The organism is Streptomyces filipinensis (assembly GCF_014649495.1).
GTDB classification, from domain to species: domain Bacteria; phylum Actinomycetota; class Actinomycetes; order Streptomycetales; family Streptomycetaceae; genus Streptomyces; species Streptomyces filipinensis.
Genome location: NZ_BMTD01000023.1, coordinates 1 through 20,517, shown reverse-complemented (window position 1 = coordinate 20,517; position 20,517 = coordinate 1). Strand labels below are relative to the sequence as shown.

The 20,517-nt window shown below is 72.4% G+C and carries 18 protein-coding genes; 5 read left to right on the top strand and 13 right to left on the bottom strand.

What is annotated here, in order from left to right; translation table 11 throughout:
- Positions 1–27: 27 nt before the first annotated feature.
- Positions 28–714 (bottom strand): ribulose-phosphate 3-epimerase, encoded by a 687-nt coding sequence (gene rpe, locus IE244_RS35340; protein ID WP_191877674.1) that lies wholly within the window; start codon positions 712–714, stop codon positions 28–30.
- Between the two features lie 159 nt (positions 715–873).
- Positions 874–1,959 (bottom strand): hypothetical protein, encoded by a 1,086-nt coding sequence (locus tag IE244_RS35335; protein WP_191877673.1) that lies wholly within the window; start codon positions 1,957–1,959, stop codon positions 874–876.
- 143 nt (positions 1,960–2,102) lie between these two features.
- Here IE244_RS35335 and IE244_RS35330 point away from each other — a divergent pair, with 143 nt between their 5' ends.
- Genes IE244_RS35330 through IE244_RS35315 form a run of 4 tightly spaced genes read left to right on the top strand, consistent with a single transcriptional unit; the run spans position 2,103 to position 8,023 of the window.
- Complete coding sequence (locus IE244_RS35330) at positions 2,103–3,353, top strand: toll/interleukin-1 receptor domain-containing protein (RefSeq protein WP_191877672.1); 1,251 nt, start codon at positions 2,103–2,105, stop codon at positions 3,351–3,353.
- Positions 3,354–3,369: 16 nt separating this feature from the next.
- A complete protein-coding gene (locus IE244_RS35325; RefSeq protein WP_191877671.1) occupies positions 3,370–4,326 on the top strand; it encodes an AAA family ATPase in 957 nt (318 codons plus the stop codon).
- Positions 4,326–5,300: a hypothetical protein gene (locus IE244_RS35320; protein WP_191877670.1), complete on the top strand. Its 975-nt coding sequence runs from the start codon at positions 4,326–4,328 to the stop codon at positions 5,298–5,300. Before IE244_RS35325 ends, IE244_RS35320 begins: the two co-directional genes overlap by 1 nt.
- Positions 5,297–8,023, top strand: coding sequence for an esterase/lipase family protein (locus IE244_RS35315; protein WP_191877669.1), 2,727 nt, complete (start codon positions 5,297–5,299; stop codon positions 8,021–8,023). Before IE244_RS35320 ends, IE244_RS35315 begins: the two co-directional genes overlap by 4 nt.
- A 19-nt stretch (positions 8,024–8,042) precedes the next feature.
- Here the strand turns inward: IE244_RS35315 and IE244_RS35310 are convergent, their stop codons facing one another.
- On the bottom strand, positions 8,043–9,470 hold the full coding sequence (locus tag IE244_RS35310; protein ID WP_191877668.1) for an RsmB/NOP family class I SAM-dependent RNA methyltransferase: 1,428 nt from the start codon (positions 9,468–9,470) through the stop codon (positions 8,043–8,045).
- An 81-nt stretch (positions 9,471–9,551) separates the two neighbouring features.
- Entirely contained in the window at positions 9,552–10,484 is a 933-nt protein-coding gene (fmt, locus tag IE244_RS35305) for a methionyl-tRNA formyltransferase (RefSeq protein ID WP_191877667.1), read from the bottom strand.
- Between the two features lie 261 nt (positions 10,485–10,745).
- On the opposite strand from fmt, the gene IE244_RS35300 reads away from it, so the two are divergent.
- On the top strand, positions 10,746–11,279 hold the full coding sequence (locus IE244_RS35300; protein WP_191877666.1) for a hypothetical protein: 534 nt from the start codon (positions 10,746–10,748) through the stop codon (positions 11,277–11,279).
- A gap of 202 nt (positions 11,280–11,481) precedes the next feature.
- Here IE244_RS35300 and IE244_RS35295 read toward each other — a convergent pair whose 3' ends face one another.
- From IE244_RS35295 to IE244_RS35255, 9 genes are all read right to left on the bottom strand, one after another.
- Positions 11,482–13,641 carry a primosomal protein N' gene (locus tag IE244_RS35295; protein ID WP_191877665.1) on the bottom strand — a complete coding sequence of 720 codons (2,160 nt, stop codon included), beginning with the start codon at positions 13,639–13,641 and terminating at the stop codon, positions 11,482–11,484.
- 223 nt (positions 13,642–13,864) lie between these two features.
- Positions 13,865–15,073 (bottom strand): methionine adenosyltransferase, encoded by a 1,209-nt coding sequence (metK, locus tag IE244_RS35290; RefSeq protein WP_031174484.1) that lies wholly within the window; start codon positions 15,071–15,073, stop codon positions 13,865–13,867.
- Positions 15,074–15,322: 249 nt separating this feature from the next.
- Entirely contained in the window at positions 15,323–16,525 is a 1,203-nt protein-coding gene (coaBC, locus tag IE244_RS35285; protein ID WP_191877664.1) for a bifunctional phosphopantothenoylcysteine decarboxylase/phosphopantothenate--cysteine ligase CoaBC, read from the bottom strand.
- A 115-nt stretch (positions 16,526–16,640) separates the two neighbouring features.
- Positions 16,641–16,913 (bottom strand): DNA-directed RNA polymerase subunit omega, encoded by a 273-nt coding sequence (gene rpoZ, locus IE244_RS35280; RefSeq protein ID WP_003982715.1) that lies wholly within the window; start codon positions 16,911–16,913, stop codon positions 16,641–16,643.
- A 38-nt stretch (positions 16,914–16,951) separates the two neighbouring features.
- The gene (gene gmk, locus IE244_RS35275; protein ID WP_466447637.1) at positions 16,952–17,596 is read right to left on the bottom strand and encodes a guanylate kinase; all 645 of its coding nucleotides are present in this window, start codon (positions 17,594–17,596) and stop codon (positions 16,952–16,954) included.
- A complete protein-coding gene (locus IE244_RS35270; RefSeq protein WP_003977346.1) occupies positions 17,571–17,894 on the bottom strand; it encodes an integration host factor in 324 nt (107 codons plus the stop codon). The genes gmk and IE244_RS35270 overlap by 26 nt, the downstream gene beginning before the upstream one ends.
- A 301-nt stretch (positions 17,895–18,195) precedes the next feature.
- Positions 18,196–19,041 carry an orotidine-5'-phosphate decarboxylase gene (pyrF, locus tag IE244_RS35265; RefSeq protein ID WP_191877663.1) on the bottom strand — a complete coding sequence of 282 codons (846 nt, stop codon included), beginning with the start codon at positions 19,039–19,041 and terminating at the stop codon, positions 18,196–18,198.
- Positions 19,038–20,144 carry a quinone-dependent dihydroorotate dehydrogenase gene (locus IE244_RS35260; RefSeq protein WP_191877662.1) on the bottom strand — a complete coding sequence of 369 codons (1,107 nt, stop codon included), beginning with the start codon at positions 20,142–20,144 and terminating at the stop codon, positions 19,038–19,040. The genes pyrF and IE244_RS35260 overlap by 4 nt, the downstream gene beginning before the upstream one ends.
- Positions 20,145–20,235: 91 nt before the next feature.
- Positions 20,236–20,517: hypothetical protein (locus tag IE244_RS35255; RefSeq protein ID WP_191872939.1), on the bottom strand; the 282-nt coding region annotated here is incomplete at its 5' end.

Genomic DNA, 20,517 nt, shown 5'->3' with positions numbered 1-20,517 from the left:
TCACTTAACCGTTCATGTACCTGTGGCTCAGTGGTCGCATGCCCAGGACGCTTTGGCGGTGGCCGCCGCCGCCTGTGCGCGCAGTGCGTGGACCGCATCCGCCGGGTCCTTCGCCCCGTACACGGCCGAGCCGGCCACGAACACGTCCGCTCCCGCGTCCGCGCACCGCTCGATGGTCGAGGCCGAGACACCGCCGTCCACCTGGAGCCACAGCTGCAGGCCGTGCTTGTTGATCAGCTCACGGGTGCGGCGGATCTTGGGCAGCATGATGTCGAGGAAGGCCTGGCCGCCGAAGCCGGGCTCGACCGTCATGATCAGCAGCATGTCGAGTTCCGGCAGGAGGTCCTCGAACGGCTCGATCGGCGTCGCGGGCTTGAGCGCCATGGACGCGCGGGCGCCCTTGGCACGGATCTCCCGGGCGAGCCGGACGGGGGCCGCGGCGGCCTCCACGTGGAAGGTGACGGAGGACGCGCCCGCCTCGACGTACTGGGGCGCCCAGCGGTCGGGGTCCTCGATCATCAGGTGGCAGTCCAGCGGGGTGTCCGTCGCGCGGGCCAGGGACTCCACGACCGGCACGCCGAGCGTGAGGTTCGGGACGAAGTGGTTGTCCATGACGTCGACATGGAGCCAGTCGGCGCCTTGGACCGCCTTGGCCTCCTCCGCGAGGCGGGCGAAGTCGGCGGACAGGATGCTGGGGTTGATCTGCACGGCCATGCCCCAAGCCTGCCATGTCCGGAGCACTGATGTTCGCGCCGGTCCACAGGCGGGGCCTTCGACCGGGGCCCGCCCGGCCTGGTCTCCATGCCGCCAGGGTCGTGCGGCCGAGCGATCACCTGCCCGGCTCCGCGGGCCCGGGAGCGCCGGAGCGCCGGGTCACCCACCGGTCGACGTCCCGGGCGGCGGGTCCAGCGACGGCGGCGTGCCGCCGTTGCGCAGCCGCTCGTACACCAGGTCGAAAGTGAAACCCGAACTGAAACCTAGGGGGATCACGAAGAAGAGCAGTCTGCGGACATCGAGCTGGTCCAGGAGTCCCGGGAGCGCGAGGAGCTGGGAGGCCACGTACAGAAAGACGGAGACGAGCCCCGCGCCCAGCCCTCGGACGGCCGCGAGCAGTCCGCGGGCGTTCGCCTCGAAGGAGTTGCGAATGATCGCTCCGCCCATGGACGCCAGCAGCGGCGCGCTCACCAGGGTCGCCAGGGAACGGCCGTCGGCGGGCCCGGGGTCCCCCGCCAGCACCAGGGCCACGAGGGAGGCGAGCACGAAGAGAACGGCCACGCCGAGTCCGAGTCTCTCCCGCACCACCCGCTGGTGCAGCCCTTCCTCCTCCCGTCGCCGGGCTGCCAGGCGCCGGTCCCGCTGTCGCAACAGGCAGGCTGTCAGCTCGGCGGCCGAGGCCTCGGTCCAGTCGCCGCCCAGGAGGGAGATGTCCTCGTCGAGGGTGTCGTTGCGCACCTTGTCCAGGTTGGCCCACACCAGGCTGGCACCGCCGCCGAACGCGGCCACGGGCAGCACCGGGATCCGCTGCGACATCGCCACCACGCCGGCGGCACGGGTGGACTGTCCGCCACCGATCAGGATCACGCCGTCGCAGGACAGGAGGGTGCGGTAGAAGGAGACCTCCCACTCGGTGCTGCTGTCCCTGACCGTCCTCAGTTCGGCGGGGCTTCCCTCGGGAAGCGCGAACCCGAGGTCGCGCTGCCGGGGAACGTGCGCGAAGACGACGCCGGACCGCCCCTCACCGCCGGGCGCCGCATAGCCCTCGACCACGTGGGGTTCGGCATAGTGCGGCTTGCTCGAGAAGACAGCGAGATCGCAGCCCGCCCTCGCCAGTTCGCCGCCCAGCGCGCGGCAGGCCGCGCGTGCGCCGTCTGCCGCCTTGATCGGTGGGGTGATGCGGCTGTCGGGCTCGATACTGCCGACCACCGCTATGAGCGGTCTGCTGCGCGGCTGCGATGTCATCGGCTCGGGAGCCTAGCGAACCGGCACCCCGGCCGCCCCCGTTTTCGTGATGAACCGTCAAAAGTCCTGTTCCGATTGACTGCAGGAGCCAGGAGCTGGGAATCTCGTCGCACCAGGTGGACAGGCGGGGTGGTCGGCGTTCGATGGTGATGGTCTTCATCAGCCACAGCTCACGAGGGGACGCGAACGCCAATGCGGTGCGCCAGGCCGTCCAGGCCGCCCTTGAGGAGAAGGGCTGGACCGTCAAGGTCGACATGGACGCGCTGCAGCCGGGGGACGACTGGCGGTCCGTTCTCTACCACTGGGTGGCCGAATGCGATGCGGCGGTGATCCTGCTCAGCTCCGCCGCCATGAAGTCGACCTGGGTGCGCAGGGAGGCGAACTTCCTTCTCTGGCGCCGGGCCCTCGGCTCGCCGGTCACCCTGATTCCCGTCCTGCTCCAGGACATCGCGCCGGCGGACGTCCGAAGGTCGGAGCTGTCGCAGCTCTCCGCGCTGCAGTACCTCGTCCAGCATCCCGGCAAGCGAGGCGGGACCCCGAGGAGAATCGCCTCACGGGTCGTCGGCCTGCTCCCGCGGATCCCCGACCTCGTCCGGGACAGCGCCGAGCTGTCGCGGATGAGGAACTGGACCGAGGACATCGTCTGCTACCTGAATGGCGTCCCCGAGGACCCCCTGCACGCCGCGGCGCGGCTGCTCACCGCGAACGACGACCGGCACTTCCCGACGGCGCACGAAGGGCGCCGCTGCGTCGCCCACCAGCTCCTCGGCCACCGGGACAGCGAACGGGTCCACGAGGCGCTCACCCGCCTCGTCGGGAAGATCGGGACGGCCGACCTGCCGCGGCTCGGGCGATTGCTCCGGCCCGTGTGGATCGACGCCGAGGCGGCCAGGTGGCTGCTGCCCTCGAACGGCCGCGTGGTCGCGGCGCTGAACACCGCGAGCCCGGCCACCGCGGGGCAGTACATAGACCGGGCGGCCTGCTGCTCGTACAGCCACTGGTTCGAGACGGTGAGCCTCGTGGCCGGGGAGGGTCAGCAGGAGGAGTTCATGGCCGCGTGCGAGGACGCCATCAGGCAGCTCGCCCACCTGCGCGAGGACGATCCCCTCGACGACGCGGAGCCTTTCGCGAACGAGGTCGTGTATCTCGTCATCGACCCGCAGAGCGTGCCCCTGGACGACGTGGGAGTCCTGGTCACCGAGCTCAGTGACCGGTTCCGCTGGCTGAACATCGTGGTTCTCACCGGCCACCCGTCGCGGGACCACGAATGGGCTGCCGACCTGGGTCTGGACTGGCTGAAGGTGTTGCGGCCCGCCATGAGGGCGAAGGACGAGTCCGACGCGGAACGGGCGGCGAAGGCCATGGAGATGCTGATGAAGAGGGCCGGAGCATGACGAGGGAGTCCGCACTGTGACGACAGGCCCCATCGACGGCATGGCCGGTCCGGACGCGCGCGACGGAAGGACGTACGTCCCGTCGGAACAGCTGCGTCTGGCCGTCAAGGTGGCCCTCGCCACCGGGAGGCCGCTCCTGCTGCGCGGCGAACCGGGCACGGGGAAGTCCTCCTTCGCGTCCTACGCGGCGTACCGGCGCAACTGGCGGTACTACGAGCACGTCGTCACCTCCCGCACCGAGGCCCGGGACCTGCTGTGGACCTTCGACCTCGTGCGTCGTCTCGCGGATGCCCAGGCCCATCGCCTGGCGGAGGACGACCGCGCGTACGTCGAACCCGGCGTGCTGTGGTGGGCTCTGGCCCCGCGGTCCGCCATGCTCCGGGGCCACGCACGGAACCTCGTCGAACGGGTGGCTCACGATCCCCGGATGCCCACGGGCCACCGCCGGCCGCCCGGGCCGGGAGCCGTCGTCCTCATCGACGAGATCGACAAGGCGGACCCGGACGTACCCAACGGCCTGCTGTCCCCGCTGGGCTGCCGTTCCTTCGTCGTGAGCGAGACGGGCGACGCGATCAGCGTCGAACGCGGGCAGGCCGCCACCCGGCCGTCCGGCTCTCCACTCATCGTGGTGACGACGAACGAGGAACGGGAACTTCCGACGGCGTTCCTGCGCCGCTGCCTCACCGTGACACTGCCGGCGCCGGACGCGTCACAGCTGGTGGACATCGCCCGCCGCCATCTGAAGGTGTCCGCGGGTGAGGTCTCCGCCGGCGCCCTGGAACTGGCCGACGAGCTGGCGCGGACGGTGGTCGCGCGGCGCGCCGAAGCACGCGCGGCAGGTGTGCGGGCCCCCAGTACCGCCGAATACCTCGACGCGCTGTACGCGTGCCTGCGCCTGCGCATCACACCTCGGAGCAAGGAGTGGACGTGGCTGAAGGAAATGGCCCTGATCAAGGACCCGGGTATGGACTGATGCCGCGTTCCTCGCACGTGTGGCTGGGCGATCTCGTGCGCGCCCTGGCATCGCACCCCCACCGCTCCGCCGCCGGGGACATCGCACGGCTCCTCGGTCTTCTCGGTGATCCGGCCGGCGCCGTGGAGCCCGAGGAGGATCCGCTCGCGGACGCGGCGGGGGACACCTGGAGCGCCGCGTTCGACGCCGAGTGGCCGGCGTCCGCCGCGCCGGGGCACGACAGCCCACCGCGGGAGGAACGTCCTGGAGCGGCGCTGCCCGCCCTCGCCCCGGTGGCCCGCGACGCACCTGCCGGGCCCGACTGGACGGCGGTGCCGTCCCTGCCGGAGGTGCCCTCGCAGGCGGCGGCCTCCCCGCCTGACCCGGAGCCGTTGTTCCCGGCACGGTCCACTCGGGCCATCCTGCAGACCGCGCTGACGATGCCGGACGCCCGGAGCGGACCCGTACGGGTCGACGCCCTGGTGAAGGCCTGTGCGCAGGGAAGGTCATGTGCGCGTCTGCCACGGACCCCGCGTCCGACCCTGCGGTTCGGCGTGCAGGTGCTGATGGATCTCGGGGAGGGCATGCGGCCCTTCCTGAGGGACCAGCGGCGGCTGCTGGACGACATGCGGACGCTGATGGGGTCCGAGCGCGTCAGTGTCCGCTATTTCTCCGACTCACCGCTGCGCGGCGCCGGTCCGGGACAACGGCGTCATTGGGGACCCTACCGTCCGCCGTCCCGGGGAACCCGCGTCCTCATCGTGTCCGACCTGGGGATCGGCGGTGATCCGCTCGACCCGCGACGCGCCTCGGCCGCCGAGTGGTCGCAGCTGACGCACCTCGTCAGGCGAGCGGGCTGTGCCCCGGTCGCGCTCGTCCCCTATCCGAAGCACCGCGTCCCGCACCGGCTGCGTTCGCGGGTGCCGGTCATCCCCTGGTCCGAACGGACCACGGTCAACACGGTCGCAGCCGCGCTCGCCGCGGAGCGCCGGTGACGAGCCGGCCGTCCCCCGCTCTACGGCGGGCCCTGGAGAGCACGTCGCCAGGGCTGCCACGTCCGCTGTACGACATGGCGGCGGTGCTGAGCGTCGCGGTCCGTATCGAGCCGGAGTTGGTCAGAACCGTCCGAAGGAGCCTGTTTCCCTGGCTGGACGTGGACGCGGAGGCGGACTTCTGGTTCAGCGACCTGGTCGTGTCACGGGGCACGAAGGGCGTGCTCCTCGAACCACAGGCGAGGCGCAATCTGCATGCCCATCTGGCCCAGCTGCTGGCGGCCCGGCCGCCGGCCGACCGCCTGCACACCGCATGGTCCTGCATCGACCGTGTGCACGCCCACCTGTCCCCGGCGCTGCGGCTGGAGGAACACATCACCTGGCTGGCCCTGTCGGGCCGCCCGGACGAGATCGACGCCGCGCTCGCCCCCGCCCTCAAGGCGGTGATCGTCCAGGAACGCGGAGGTGTGGCCAAGTGGTTCGCCTCGGCCTGGGACCGCCTGCCCCCGGCCGCCCAGCAGACGTCCGCCGCCTGGAAGCTGGCCCATGTGGCCCTGGACCGTCGCCCGTCGGCGGTGACTCCGCTCGTCCCCCCACCCGCCATGGCAGCCTCCGATCTGTACGACGTGGTGCATCTGCTGCAGGACGTGGACATCGGTGTACGCAGGACCGCGGAGCGCCTTGAGGTGGGCGACCTGCGCGACGGACGCGGTGGGTACTCCATCGCCGTACCCGACACCTCACCGAGGCTCCTGACCCTCGTGGACCCCTCGGGCACGGCCGACCAGCACCTTGTCATCGACCCCGGCGCGGTGGTCAGCCGTCCGGTGGGCCCACAGCCGCTCCGCCTGCGCACGGCGCGTGGCGTCGAGTACGAGCTCCTCGCCCCGGCCCGGCGCGGCCGCCGGCTGTTCCTCGCGATCGGCACGCGGGCGGACTCCGGCCCCGGCGCACGCTCCGACGCGCAGCGCCTGGCGGCCGTCCTGCGGGACTCGGGGTACGAGACGCGCACGCAGGAGGACCTGTGGGGGCTGTGGGACCTGCCGGCGGGTCTGTCGTCCCTCGTCGTCCTGATCAGCGGTCACGGGTCTCGGCGGACCGCCGACGGAAAGCAGTTCGTGACCTTGGACGGCTCGGACGGCCAGGTCCCCGCCGACCGTCCGCCGGATCCCGGCCGGTCGATCGCCCTCGACGAACTGGGCGCGCGCCTCGGCGCCGCGTCCGCGGAGCGGGAGCTGCTGCTCCTGGACCTGTGCGACGCCCTCGGCACCGACGCCTCCCATACCGCCCCCCCGGCCGCGGCAGGACCCGGTGAATGGCGTGGTGTGATCGTCGCTCACCGTGCGCCGGAGAGCGACCGTGCCCCGTCCCTGGCCGGACAGGTCTGCGCGCTCCTCAGCGACGGCCCGTCCTCGCCGGGGCTCGTCGGCTGGGCCCCGGACCAGGAGTACATCACCGGTGAGGACCTTTTCCACGCGCTCCGCTCGGAGGAGGCGAGAAGCCGCCGGGGCAGGTCGAGCTCCTGTGCCACGACCGGACGGTCCGGGGCACTCTTCCGGAACCCCCTGTTCCGCCCCGCGGCGCGACCGCCTGCCGCTGCGGAACCGTCCCGGCCCGCGCCCGGTCGGCGGGCGGGCCTCCCGCCGGTGACGGATCTTGTGGTGGTCCTGCCGACCTTCATGGCCAGCACGTTGCGGCGCGGAGACGAACCGGTCTGGGACATCAGTTCCCGAACCGCCTGGCGCTGGGGAACCCGGCCCGATCGATCCCTGCGCGCTCTCTCCCTCGCCCCCGGCATCGGCGACGGGCCGGCCGACGACGGGATCGCGCCGGTGCGCCTGCAACCCACGGCGCAGTTGCTGCCTGGCCTGATCACCCTGTCCACGGGGTACGACAAGCTGCTCGCCCGTCTTCGCCATCTCGGTTGCCGTGACGTCTCCGCCGACCGCGCCTCGCCGCCGGGGAACCTCCTGCCGATCGCCTACGACTGGAGGCTGTCCCACCGGTGGGTCGGGAGGTGGCTGGGCACGCTCGTGGAGCCGGCGCTGGAGCGCTGGCGTGCCCAGGGCGGCCCCTACAGCGACGCGAAGGTCGTCTTCGTCTGCCACGGGACGGGCGGCCTTCCCGCGCGCTGGTACGTCTCGGTGCTCGGTGGAGCCGTCCTCACCCGTCGCCTGATCATGATCGGCACTCCCCTGCGGGGCGTTCCCAAGATGGTGCGCCAGATGGTCCATGGCAGCGGACCGCGCGTGTTCGGGGAGCGAATCGGCTCCCTCCTGCGCACGTTGCCTTCCGCGTACCAGGTGCTGCCCCAGTACGCGTGCGTGGAGCGCGGCGAAGAGCTGTTCCGCATCGACGAGGTGTCCCTTCCCCCGCTCGACCGCGCGCGGGTGCGGGAAGGCATGCTCTTCACCGACGAGCTCCTGGCGGCCGAGTCCTCCTCCGCCGACGACCGGCCCCGCGAGCAGCGCATCATCGGCACAGGCCAGCCCACCCCCACGACCCTCCGGATCACGGACGGCGTGGTCACCCTGCTCGACACGTACCGGGGAGAGGACTTCTCCGGCGACTCGACGGTGCCGTTGCTCAGCACCGTCCGCCCAGGGGAGTCCTTCCCCCCGCTCTTCCGCGTTCAGGCCCGGAGCGACAACCTCCACGCCCACCCGCATGTGCTGGACACCGTCGCTGAGGCGGTCACCGCCCGCCGCCCCCTGTCCTTCCGCTGACCGCGCGGCCGGCGCCGGGTCAGCCGGTGCGCCGGATGAGCGCCAGGTACATCGCGTCGGTCCCGTGCAGATGCGGCCACAGCTGTACGTCCGGGCCCTCGCCGAGCGCCGGCACACCCGGCAGCAGCGGACGGGCGTCGATCAGCTCGGCCTCCGGGCGCTGCTTGAGGACGTCGGAGACGACCGCGCGGGTCTCGGCGAGGTGCGGCGAGCAGGTGGCGTAGCCGACGACCCCGCCGACACGCACCGAGTCGAGCGCGGTGCGCAGCAGGGCGCGCTGGAGGGGAGCGAAGTTGTCCAGGTCCTCCGGGCGCCGCCGCCAGCGGGCCTCGGGGCGTCGGCGCAGCGCGCCGAGCCCGGTGCAGGGCACGTCCATCAGCACACGGTCGAAGGTGCCGGGCCGCCACGGCGGCCGGGTGCCGTCGGCGGCGATGACCTGGTACGGCCCCGGGTTGCCGGCCAGCGCCTTGGCGACCAGGCCCGCCCGGTGCGGCTGCTTCTCGGAGGCGAGGAGCGTGGCGCCCCGCTCGGCGGCGAGCGCGGCCAGCAGCGCGGCCTTGCCGCCGGGACCGGCGCACCCGTCCAGCCATCTGCTGTCGGAGCCCTCGACCGGCGCGTTGGCGAGCGCGAGGGCGACCAGCTGGCTGCCCTCGTCCTGCACCCCGGCCCGGCCCTCGCGCACGGCCTCCACGGCACCCGGCTCGCCGCCCTCGGCGAGCCGCACGGCGTACGGCGACCAGCGCCCCGGTACGGCGGCGTGCTCGCGCAGCAGCTCCTCGGCGGTGGCCCGCCCCGGCCGCGCGACGAGCGTCACCTCGGGCCGTTCGTTGTCGGCCTCCAGCAGGTCCTCGATGCCGGCGCGGCCACCGCCGAGCGAGTCCCAGAGCGCGGAGACCACCCAGCGGGGATGTGAGTGCACGACGGCGAGGTGGTCCTCGGGATCCTCGTCGTAGGGGGGCGCGACCTTCTCCAGCCACCCGTCGAGATCGTGCTGGGCGACCTTGCGCAGCACGGCGTTGACGAACTTGGCCCGCCCGTCGCCGAGCACGACGCGCGCCAGTTCCACGGAGGCGGACACGGCGGCGTGGGTCGGGATGCGGGTGCCGAGCAGCTGGTGCACACCGAGGCTGAGCACGTCGAGGACCGGCGGGTCGACCTCGCGCAACGGCCGGTCGACACAGGCGGCGATCACCGCGTCGTACGTGCCCTGGCGCCGCAGCGTGCCGTACACCAGCTCGGTGGCGAGGGCGGCGTCCCGCGCGTCGAAATTCTCCGGTCCCTCCTTCTCGCGCGCCTTGCGCAGCAGCGGGGGCAGCACGAGGTTGGCGTACGCGTCCCGCTCGTCGACCGCGCGCAGCGCCTCGAAGGCGAGGATGCGGACGGGGTCCTTCTGGGGACGGCGGTAGGGCTTGGCAGGCTTGCGCGGCCGCCGGGACTGCTCGCTCACGAAAAAGGTGCTCCGGATGTGAAAGAGGAGGGTGCGGTGTCCAGCGTACGTCGGGACACCGTCACCCCCGCCGCCCGGGCCTCAGCCGCCGAGCGTCTCGCCCTCGGCGATGCGCACGCCGCGGGCCCAGTCGGCGGCGCGCATCGGCTTCTTGCCCTGCGCCTGCACCCAGAGCAGCTCGACGGCGTACGAACCGGTGCCCACGTGCACGCTGTTCTTGCCGACCGCCATCCTCCCCGGCGCGAGGTCGGTGCGCTCGGGCACGGGAGTGACGTGGATGAGCTTGAGCCGCTCGCCGCGGAAGGTGGTCCAGGCGCCGGGCGCCGGGGTGCAGCCGCGCACGACCCGGTCGACGCGCAGCGCGGGCGTGGCCCAGTCGACCTGGGCGTCCTCGACGGTGATCTTCGGTGCGAGGGTGATGCCCTCGGCCGGCTGCGGTACGGCCTTCAGGGTGCCGTCCTCGATGCCGTCCATGGTCGCGGCGAGCAGTCCGGCACCGGCGAAGGCGAGCCGGGTGAGCAGGTCTCCGCTGGTGTCGGTGGGCCGGATCTCCTCGGTGACGGTGCCGTACACCGGCCCCGAGTCGAGTCCCTCCTCGATGAGGAAGGTGGCCGCACCGGTGATCTCGTCGCCCGCCATGAGAGCGTGCTGCACCGGTGCCGCCCCGCGCCAGGCGGGCAGCAGCGAGAAGTGCAGGTTGACCCAGCCGTGGGCCGGGATGTCGAGGGCGACCCTGGGCAGCAGGGCGCCGTAGGCGACGACCGGGCAGCAGTCCGGGGCGATCTCCTTCAGCCGCTCCAGGAACTCCGGGTCGCGCGGGCTGAGGGGCTTCAGCACCTCGATCCCGGCCTCCTCCGCGCGCTGGGCCACGGGTGACGCGACCAGCCTGCGCCCGCGCCCGGCCGGCGCGTCGGGCCGCGTGACGACGGCGGCCACCTCGTGCCGCCCGGAGGCGATCAGGGCGTCCAGAGCGGGAACGGCGACCTCGGGGGTACCGGCGAAGACAAGCTTCATGGGCGGGATCGGGCCTCTCGGGCGGGGGTTGACGGGCAGCGCACCAGTCTATGACCACCGGCGGCGGGACGGGTCATGACCACGGACGCACGCACCTGGCACCGCAGACGGGCGCGCGAGCCACCGCCCGGCGTATGCATATGCCCGTACGCCCCCACCCCGTGACCAGCGGAGCGCACACGCGTTGGTCAAGAGAGAGTTGACCACCCAGGGCCTTTTCGCGGCCCGATTTCTTTCAACGCCGGTTCGAGAGGCTTGTTCATGGCCGACCACGCAACCCACGACGCCCAGGCCCGGGCCAGCCTGCACTTGCTGGTGCGGGACATCGAGCGGGTCCGCCGGCAGGTGGACGCGCTGCGCACGCTCACCGCCCAGCTGGGCAACGTCTACCGCCCGCGCCGCTCCGGCCCGTCCACGGGCTTCGTCGTCTACGGACGCGCTCCCGCCCCGACGGTGCGCCTCGCCCAGGAACTCCGGGACAGTGTCGAAACCCTGGTCACGGCCGCCGTGGACTTCGACCGCTCGCTCGGCTTCTCGTGGGACGCGGTGGGCTCCGCGCTCGGTGTCACCAAGCAGGCGGTGCACCGCCGTTACGGCGCCCGCCGCGCCGCGACCCAGGCGGCCGCCGAGGCCGAGCGGAGCACGGAGCCGTCCGGTACCCGCACGCTCAACGTCAACACCGGCCTGCCCACGGTTCCCGCGGCCCGCTCGATGCCCCAGCAGCCGACCGCCGGCAGCCAGACCCTGCGCGACGACGCCCGCCCGACGGCTTTCCCCGGTCCGCGCAACGGCTGACGGTCCTGTCCCCGCCCTCCCGGGAGCGTCCGGGAGGGCTGACGCACCTGCGAGGGAGCACGCACGGACACCGAGGAAGCGGCAGGGAACAGTCACCTTTCCTCGTCCGAAGTCCGCCGGCCCCCCTCACCCGAAGTCCGCCGGACCTCCCCCACCCGTTGTCCACCGGACTTCCCCCACCCGTTGTCCACCGGGGTTCCCCTCACCCGATGTCCACCGGATCGATCCGCACCCGCACCGGTTCCTCGCTTCCCCGGGCCATGCGCGCGGCCTGAGCGGTCTTCAGCGCGGAAGCCAACGCGGCCCCACTGCCCGGCGGTACGCGGACCAGAGCCCGGTCCCAGTGCTCGCCCGGCGGCGGCGCTCCGGGCCTGCGGGGCCGCCCGGGCGGCGTGGACGGCATCGGCACCGGACCCAGCACCTCGGCGTCCGGCGGTAGTTCGACCGAGCCCAGGAAGTCGGCGACGGCCGCGGGCGGCCCCGACACCGCCGCCATCCGCGACACCGGCGGGAACCCCAGCTCGGCCCGCTCGGCCAGCTCCCGCACCGCATGCCCGACGGGGTCCCAGCGCACCAGCGCCTGCACGGGACGCAGCGTCGGCTCGGCCACCACGACCACCGTGCCGCCCTCGCTCTGCGGCCGCACCAGCGCTCCCGCCGCGATCCACCGGCGCAGCGCGTCCTCACCGGCCCGCAGGTCGGGCCGGACGAGCATGGCCCAGCCGTCGAGCAGGAGGGCGGCCGCGTAGCCGCCCTCGGCGACCGGTTCGGCCCCCGGGGTGCTGACGACCAGCGCGGGCGTGCCCGGCACCGTGTCCAGCACGTGTTCCCGTCCCGAGGTGCGCACCGGGACGGCGGGAAAGGCGCGCCCCAGTTCCTCGGCCGTCCGCCGCGCCCCCACGACCTGGGCGCGCAGCCGGAAGCCGCCGCACTCCGGACAGTGCCACGCGCTCTCCTCGCGTCCGCACCAGCCGCACCCCAGAACGCCCGCGTCCTGTCCCTGGAGCGGTCCCGCGCAGTGCCGGCACCGGGCGGGCGCCCGGCACCGGTCGCAGGCCATGCGGGGGGCGTAGCCGCGCCGGGGGACCTGCACCAGCACCGGGCCGTGCCGCAGCCCTTCGCGGGCCGCCTGCCAGGCGAGGGTCGGCAGCCGGGCGGCGCGGGCGGCCTCGTCGCGGGCGAGGTCCTCGTCCCCGACCGTCCGGACCAGGGGCGCGGCCCGGCGCACCTGGTCCCGCCCGGCGACCAGCGGCCGGGCCCAGCCGCTCTGCACGAGCTGTGCGGCCTCCACGGTGCAGGCGAACCCGCCCAGCAGGAAGGCGCACTTGTCCAGCGCGGCGCGCAGCAGCAGCACGTCGCGCGCGTGCGGCTGCGGGGCGTGCTGCTCGCTGTGGCTGTCGTCGCCGTCGTCCCAGAGGGCGACGAGCCCCAGGTCCTGCACGGGCGCGAACATCGCCGCGCGCGTGCCGACCACGGCCCGTACGGAGCCCCGGCGTATGGCGAGCCACTGGCCGTACCGCTTCTCGGGCCCGGCGTCGGCGGTGAGCAGCGCGTGCCGGCCTTCGCCGAGCAGCGCGGTGAGCGCCGCGTCGACCCGGGCGGCGGCCCGCCCGTCCGGTACGACGACGAGGGCGCCGCGTCCCGAGGCGAGGGTGGCGGCGACGGCGACGGCGATCTCCTCGCTCCACAGCGGACCCGGCAGCGCGTTCCAGACAGCCCGCGGCGATCCGCCTGAGGCGAGCGCCTCGATGAACGCTCCCCCGTGCTCGTACCGCCGCCAGGAGGCCGGCCCGGGGGCCTTCGGCGGTGGCAGCGGCGCGGGCGAGGGTCGCTGTTCGGCTCGCGCGCTGCGCGGTGGCACGGCCAGCTGGAGCACGTCGGCGAGGCTTCCGGCGTACCGGTCGGCCACGGCCCGGGCGAGTCCGAGCAGTTCCTCGCCGAGCACCGGCTCCGGTGACACGACCTGGGCCAGCGCGGCCAGCGGCCCCGGGTAGTCGGACTCGGCCCGGCGCTCGACGAGGAACCCGTCGATGAGTCCGCCGCCCTCGCGGCGTCCCTCGCGCACCCGGCCGCGCCCGGCACCGAACCGCACCCGCACCCGCACGCCGGGCTGGGCCTGCTCGTCCAGGTCCTCGGGCACCGCGTAGTCGAAGTACCGGTCGAGGTGCAGCACACCCTTGTCGACCAGGACCCGGGCGACGGGCAGTTCCTTGGCGAGCGCGGCCCCCCGCCACGTCCGCGGTTTGGCCCGGGGTGTCCGGGCCTTGCGCACACTCTCCCGGATGAGCGCGAGCTGCTCCGGCGGCGCCCCTTCGGCCCCGCCGTCCCCCTCTGCCCGGGGCGCCCCGTTCTCGCTGCTCACCCTTGCATTCTTACCAAACGGCACTGACAACCGGCGTCGGCCCGGGATCCGGATCGGTGGCGGCACGGATTCGCCGTGGATACGGCCCGGGCGCGCCCGGCGGCCGGGCCCGCCGGCCGGTTCGGCAATGCCCGGGCTCCTTGCCCGGGACCGCACCCGGACACGCCGAGGCCCGGCCCCCAGCGACGGGGAGACCGGGCCTCGGCGAGAGGAGCGGGCGGGCTTAGAGGCCCACGGCCTTGCGCAGGGCGTCCACGCGGTCGGTGCGCTCCCAGGTGAAGTCGGGAAGCTCGCGGCCGAAGTGGCCGTAGGCCGCCGTCTGGGCGTAGATCGGGCGGAGCAGGTCCAGGTCGCGGATGATCGCGGCCGGACGCAGGTCGAAGACCTCGTCGATCGCCTTCTCGATCTTCTCGGTCTCGACCTTGTGGGTGCCGAAGGTCTCCACGAACAGACCGACCGGCTCGGCCTTGCCGATCGCGTAGGCCACCTGGACCTCGCAGCGGGAGGCCAGGCCGGCCGCCACCACGTTCTTGGCGACCCAGCGCATCGCGTACGCCGCCGAGCGGTCCACCTTGGACGGGTCCTTGCCGGAGAAGGCGCCGCCGCCGTGCCGGGCCATGCCGCCGTAGGTGTCGATGATGATCTTGCGGCCGGTCAGGCCGGCGTCGCCCATCGGGCCGCCGATCTCGAAACGGCCGGTGGGGTTGACCAGCAGGCGGTAGCCCTCGGTGTCGATCTTGATGCCGTCGTCCAGGAGCGCCTTCAGCTCCGGCTCCACGACGAACTCGCGGATGTCGGGGGCGAGCAGCGACTCCAGGTCGATGTCGCTGGCGTGCTGGGAGGAGACGACGACCGTGTCGAGGCGTACGGCCTTGTCGCCGTCGTACTCGATGGTGACCTGCGTCTTGCCGTCCGGGCGCAGGTAGGGGATGGTGCCGTTCTTGCGGACCTCCGACAGGCGCTTCGACAGGCGGTGCGCCAGGAAGATCGGCAGCGGCATCAGCGTCGGCGTCTCGTCGGACGCGTAGCCGAACATCAGGCCCTGGTCGCCCGCGCCCTGCCGGTCCAGTTCGTCCTCGTCGCCCTCGACCCGGGACTCGTAGGCCGTGTCGACACCCTGGGCGATGTCCGGGGACTGCGCGCCGATCGACACCGACACGCCGCAGGAGGCGCCGTCGAAGCCCTTCTTGGAGGAGTCGTAGCCGATCTCCAGGATCTTGCCACGGACCAGGGTCGCGATGTCCGCGTAGGCCTTGGTCGTCACCTCGCCGGCCACGTGCACCAGGCCGGTGGTGATCAGCGTCTCGACGGCGACCCGGGAGGACGGGTCCTCGCGCAGGAGCGCGTCGAGAATGGTGTCGCTGATCTGGTCAGCGATCTTGTCGGGGTGACCCTCGGTGACGGACTCCGAGGTGAACAGGCGACGGGACACAACGCTCCCTGTGGTTGCAGCGGCTGCTGGCTGATCATTTGCGGCGACGCGCGGGGCTGCGCCCGGCGTCGACCGTGAACAGTTTATCGGTCGCACTCGGCCGATGGGCCACCGTCTCGCCTCTCGGGAGCGCTGTGACCTGCGGCACGGGCATTCTGCACTTGCCGGGCGGCGTTGGCCAGGTGCCGCCGCCCCTGATTTGATCGGTCCCCGAGCGCCCCGTCAACCGGGCACCCGGGGCCCCGTACGTCACCCCAGCCGCTCTACCACCAGGTCCCAGACGATGTCGGCCAGGGCTTCCTTGGGGCCGTGCGGCACCGGTGTCTCACTGCCGTCGGTGCCCAGCACCACGGCCTCGTTCTCCTCGGAACCGAAGGTCTTGCGCTCCCCGACCTCGTTGACCACGAGCAGGTCACATCCCTTGCGCGCGAGCTTGGTGCGCCCGTTGGCGAGGACGTCGTCGGTCTCGGCGGCGAAGCCGACGATCACCTGTCCGGACCGCGCCCGGTCGGCCGAAACCTCCGCCAGAATGTCTGGATTCCGCACCAGGACGATCGGGTCGGGGTCCTGGCCGTCCTTCTTCTTGATCTTCCCGGTGGCGTAGACCTCCGGCCGGAAGTCGGCGACGGCGGCGGCCATGACGACCGCGTCGGCGTCCGCGGCCGCCTTCAGGACGGCCTCACGCAGCTGGACCGCCGTGCCGACCGGTACGACGTCCACTCCGGCCGGATCGGGCAGGCCGGTGTTGGCCGCGATCAGGGTGACCCGGGCACCGCGGGCGGCGGCGGTGCGGGCGAGGGCGTAGCCCTGCTTGCCGGAGGAGCGGTTGCCGAGGAAGCGGACCGGGTCGAGGGGTTCGCGGGTGCCACCGGCGGAGACGACGACATGCCTGCCCTTGAGGTCCGGCTCTGCGGTGCCCCGGGCCAGCACCCGGCGACAGACCTCGAAGATCTCCGCCGGGTCGGGCAGCCGGCCCTTGCCGGTGTCGACACCGGTGAGCCGGCCGACGGCGGGCTCGACGACGACGGCGCCCCGGCGGCGGAGCGTGGCCACGTTCTCCTGGGTGGCCGGGTGCTCCCACATCTCGGTGTGCATGGCGGGCGCGAAGACGACCGGACAGCGGGCGGTCAGGAGCGTGTTGGTGAGCAGGTCGTCGGCGAGGCCGTGGGCGGCCTTGGCGAGCATGTCGGCCGTGGCGGGCGCGACGACCACCAGGTCGGCGTGCTGGCCGATGCGGACGTGCGGTACCTCGTCGACGTGGTCCCAGACCTCCGTCGAGACCGGGTTGCCGGACAGGGCGGACCAGGTCGCGGCGCCGACGAAGTGCAGCGCGGAAGCGGTGGGCACCACGCGGACGTCGTGGCCCGACTCCGTGAGCCTTCTCAGCAGCTCACAGGCCTTGTAGGCGGCGATGCCGCCGCTGACCCCCAGAACGACCCTCGGCTTGTCCACCGTCTCTCCCCGGACTCGGAAACCTGGCACACCCATGAGACACCACAGGCCCGGCAGTCGCGCTGCCGGGCCTGTGGACAAGTCAATAGCAGGCAGAACGTACTGCCGCGCAGGACTACTGAGCGGGGCCCTCGACGGCCTCGGACGTCAGCAGACCGGCGTTGATCTCGCGCAGGGCGATCGAGAGCGGCTTCTCGTGGACGTGCGTGTCGACGAGCGGACCGACGTACTCGAGCAGGCCCTCGCCGAGCTGCGAGTAGTACGCGTTGATCTGGCGGGCACGCTTGGCCGCGTAGATCACGAGGCTGTACTTGGAGTCGGTGGCTTCAAGCAACTCGTCGATCGGCGGGTTGATGATGCCCTCGGGCGCGGTGATGGAAGAGGACACGCTCTACCTTCCGAAGGAGGGGAAAAGATCAGACATGATCACACAACGTCCATCAAGGCTAGCAGCTCGCGCGCCACGTCCTCGACGGAGGTGTTGACCAAGGTCGTATCGAACTCCGGCTCGGCCGCCAGCTCGGTCCTGGCCGCCTCCAGACGGCGCTCGATGACCTCGGGCGGCTCGGTGCCGCGGCCGGTCAGCCTGCGCACCAGCTCCTCCCAGGAGGGAGGAGCCAGGAACACCAGCTGAGCGTCGGACATGGACTCCCGGACCTGCCGGGCGCCCTGGAGGTCGATCTCCAGCAGGACCGGCTCGCCGTTCTCCAGCCGCTCCAGCACTGCCGCGCGGGGCGTGCCGTACCGGTTGCCGGCGAACTCGGCCCACTCCAGCAGCTCGCCGTTGGCGATCAGCTTGTCCATCTCCTCGTCGGTGACGAAGAAGTAGTGGACTCCGTGCTGCTCACCGGGGCGCGGCTTGCGGGTGGTGGCCGACACCGAGAGCCAGACCTCGGGGTGTTCCTTGCGCATATGGGCGACGACCGTGCTCTTGCCGACCCCCGAGGGGCCGGAGAGCACGGTCAGCCGCGGACGTTCGCTCATGCAGCGATTATTCCAGCAATCCCGGAGTGCCCGGGACTCCCGGTCCGGTGCGGTGCCGGACTCAGGAGCCGGTGCTGCCGAACTCACGCTCCAGGGAAGCGATCTGGTTGGATCCGAGACCGCGCACGCGGCGGCTCTCGGAGATACCCAGACGCTCCATGATCTGCTTGGCGCGGACCTTGCCCACGCCGGGCAGCGACTCGAGCAGTGCGGAGACCTTCATCTTGCCGATGACGTCGTTCTCCTGGCCCTGCTTGATGACCTCGTGCAGGGAGGCGCCGGAGTGCTTGAGTCGATTCTTGACCTCGGCCCGCTCCCGGCGAGCCGCGGCGGCCTTTTCGAGCGCGGCTGCGCGCTGTTCGGGGGTAAGGGGCGGAAGAGCCACGCCTACGTCACCTCGGATGTCGAACTGTCGGATACGGACCGGTGAGGAACCTAGTCGCCCCACACCTGGGGAGCTACGAGCAACACGCTTCGCCCGTTCTCCCCCACTACCTAATGGGTGTGGGGGTGTCCCCACAGCTCGGAGACTAGCGGTCAAGTCCGCCAGAGTCAGCGAGAACAGCGGAAAAGTCCTGGTCAGCCTCCGCCAGGTCGGACATTTCAGACATAATGCCCTCGATTTGAGGATGTATTCACACTCAAGTCACCGGGTCACCGCTCGCCGGGGGCGCACATCGGAGGACTCAGGCGCCCCCGACAGCGGCACGGATCTCCTCCGCGAACCGCTCGGCGGACGCGCGCAGCGCCCCCACGTCGGGACCCTGCCGCAGCACACCCCGGCTGACGTTCGGCACGACGTTGCCCAGGGCCGGCCCGAACACCTTCGGAAGGTCGGCCGGCGTCGCCCCCTGCGCGCCCACGCCGGGCGCGAGCAGCGGGCCGTTGATGGCGAGGTCGTACGACGACAGGTCACCGACCGTGGCGCCGACGACGGCACCGAAGGAGCCCAGCGGCTCCTCCCCCGCGTTCTCGGCGGCCAGGTGGGCCAGCATGGTCGCGCCCACGGTGCGGCCGTCGCCACGGACCGCGTGCTGGACCTCCGGGCCCTCCGGGTTCGAGGTCAGCGCCAGCACGAACAGCCCGGCGCCGCTCTCCCGGGCCAGCACGACAGCCGGGCTCAGCGAGCCGTAGCCCAGGTACGGCGAGACGGTCAGGGCGTCGGAGAACAGCGGGGCGTCCTTGTGCAGGTAGGCCTCGGCGTACCCGGCCATGGTCGAGCCGATGTCGCCGCGCTTGGCGTCCATCACGACGAGGGTGCCGGCCGCGCGCGCCTCCTGGACGACCTTCTCCAGGACGGCGACACCGCGCGAGCCGAAGCGCTCGAAGAAGGCGCTCTGCGGCTTCATCACGGCGACCCGGTCGGCCACCGCCTCGACGACCGTGCGGCTGAACCGCTCCAGCCCGGCGACGTCGTCGTTCAGCCCCCACTCGGCGAGCAGGGAGGCGTGCGGGTCGATACCCACGCACAGCGGGCCGCGCTCGTCCATGGCGCGGCGCAGGCGGGCGCCGAAGGGCTCGTACGAGGTCATGCGGGCTTCCTCACGTCGGCGCCGACCGCGTCGGCGAGGGTGGCGTACGGGCTGGTGCGCAGGCGGGCGGCCAGGCCCTTGTGGATCGCGCGGGACCAGAAGGGGCCCTCGTAGATGAAGGCGCTGTAGCCCTGGACCAGCGTGGCACCGGCCAGGATGCGCTGCCAGGCGTCCTCGGCGGTCTCGATGCCGCCGACACCCACGAGGGTGATCCGGTCGCCCACGCGCGCGTACAGGCGGCGCAGGACCTCCAGGGAGCGCGCCTTGAGCGGGGCGCCGGACAGGCCGCCGGTCTCCTTCACCAGCGCCTGCGAGGACGTCAGCCCGAGGCCCTCGCGCGCGATGGTCGTGTTGGTCGCGATGATGCCGTCCAGACCCAGCTCCACGGCCAGGTCGGCGACGGCGTCGATGTCCTCGTCGGCGAGGTCCGGGGCGATCTTCACCAGCAACGGGACGCGCCGGTTGGCCACCGTGCGGTCGGCCGCCTCGCGCACGGCGGTCAGCAGCGGGCGCAGCGCCTCGGTCGCCTGCAGATTGCGCAGGCCGGGAGTGTTGGGCGAGGAGACGTTCACGACCAGGTAGTCCGCGTACGCCGCCAGCCGCTCGGCCGACTTCACGTAGTCGCCGACGGCCTCCGCCTCCGGCACGACCTTGGTCTTGCCGATGTTGACGCCCACGACCGTCCTGAACACCGGCTCACGGGTCGCGAGACGGGCCGCCACGGCCAGCGAGCCGTCGTTGTTGAAGCCCATGCGGTTGATCAGCGCACGGTCCTCGACGAGGCGGAACAGCCGCTTCTTGGGGTTGCCGGGCTGCGGCTCGCCGGTGACCGTGCCGATCTCGACGTGGTCGAAACCCAGCATCGACATGCCGTCGATCGCGACGGCGTTCTTGTCGAAGCCGGCGGCGAGCCCGAAGGGGCCGTGCATGCGCAGCCCGAAGGCCTCCGTGCGCAGCTCCTTGTAGCGGGGCGCCAGGGCGGCGGCGACGAAGGTGCGCAGAACGGGGATGCGGACGGCGAGGCGGATCCAGCGGAAGGCCAGGTAGTGGGCCTTCTCGGGGTCCATCCGTCGGAACACCAGACGGAAGAAGAGCTCGTACATCTCGGAAAGTCCTCAGGGGTCCTCATGAAGACCTCAGGGGTCCTCATGAAGAGGGGGACACCGTTTCCGGTGTCCCCCTCGGGGCTGGCTGCTAGTCGCGGGCCGCGGTCAGGTGTTCGGCGTGTTCCTGCAGGGAGCGGACGCCGACGTCGCCGTGGTTGAGGGCGTCGATGCCCTGGACGGCCGCGGCCAGGGCCTGGACGGTGGTCAGGCACGGCACCGAGCGGGCCACGGCCGCGGTCCGGATGTCGTACCCGTCCAGACGGCCGCCGGTGCCGTACGGGGTGTTCACGATCAGATCGACCTCGCCGTCGTGGATGAGCTGGACGATGGTCCGCTCCCCGTTCGGGCCCGTCCCCTCGGACTGCTTGCG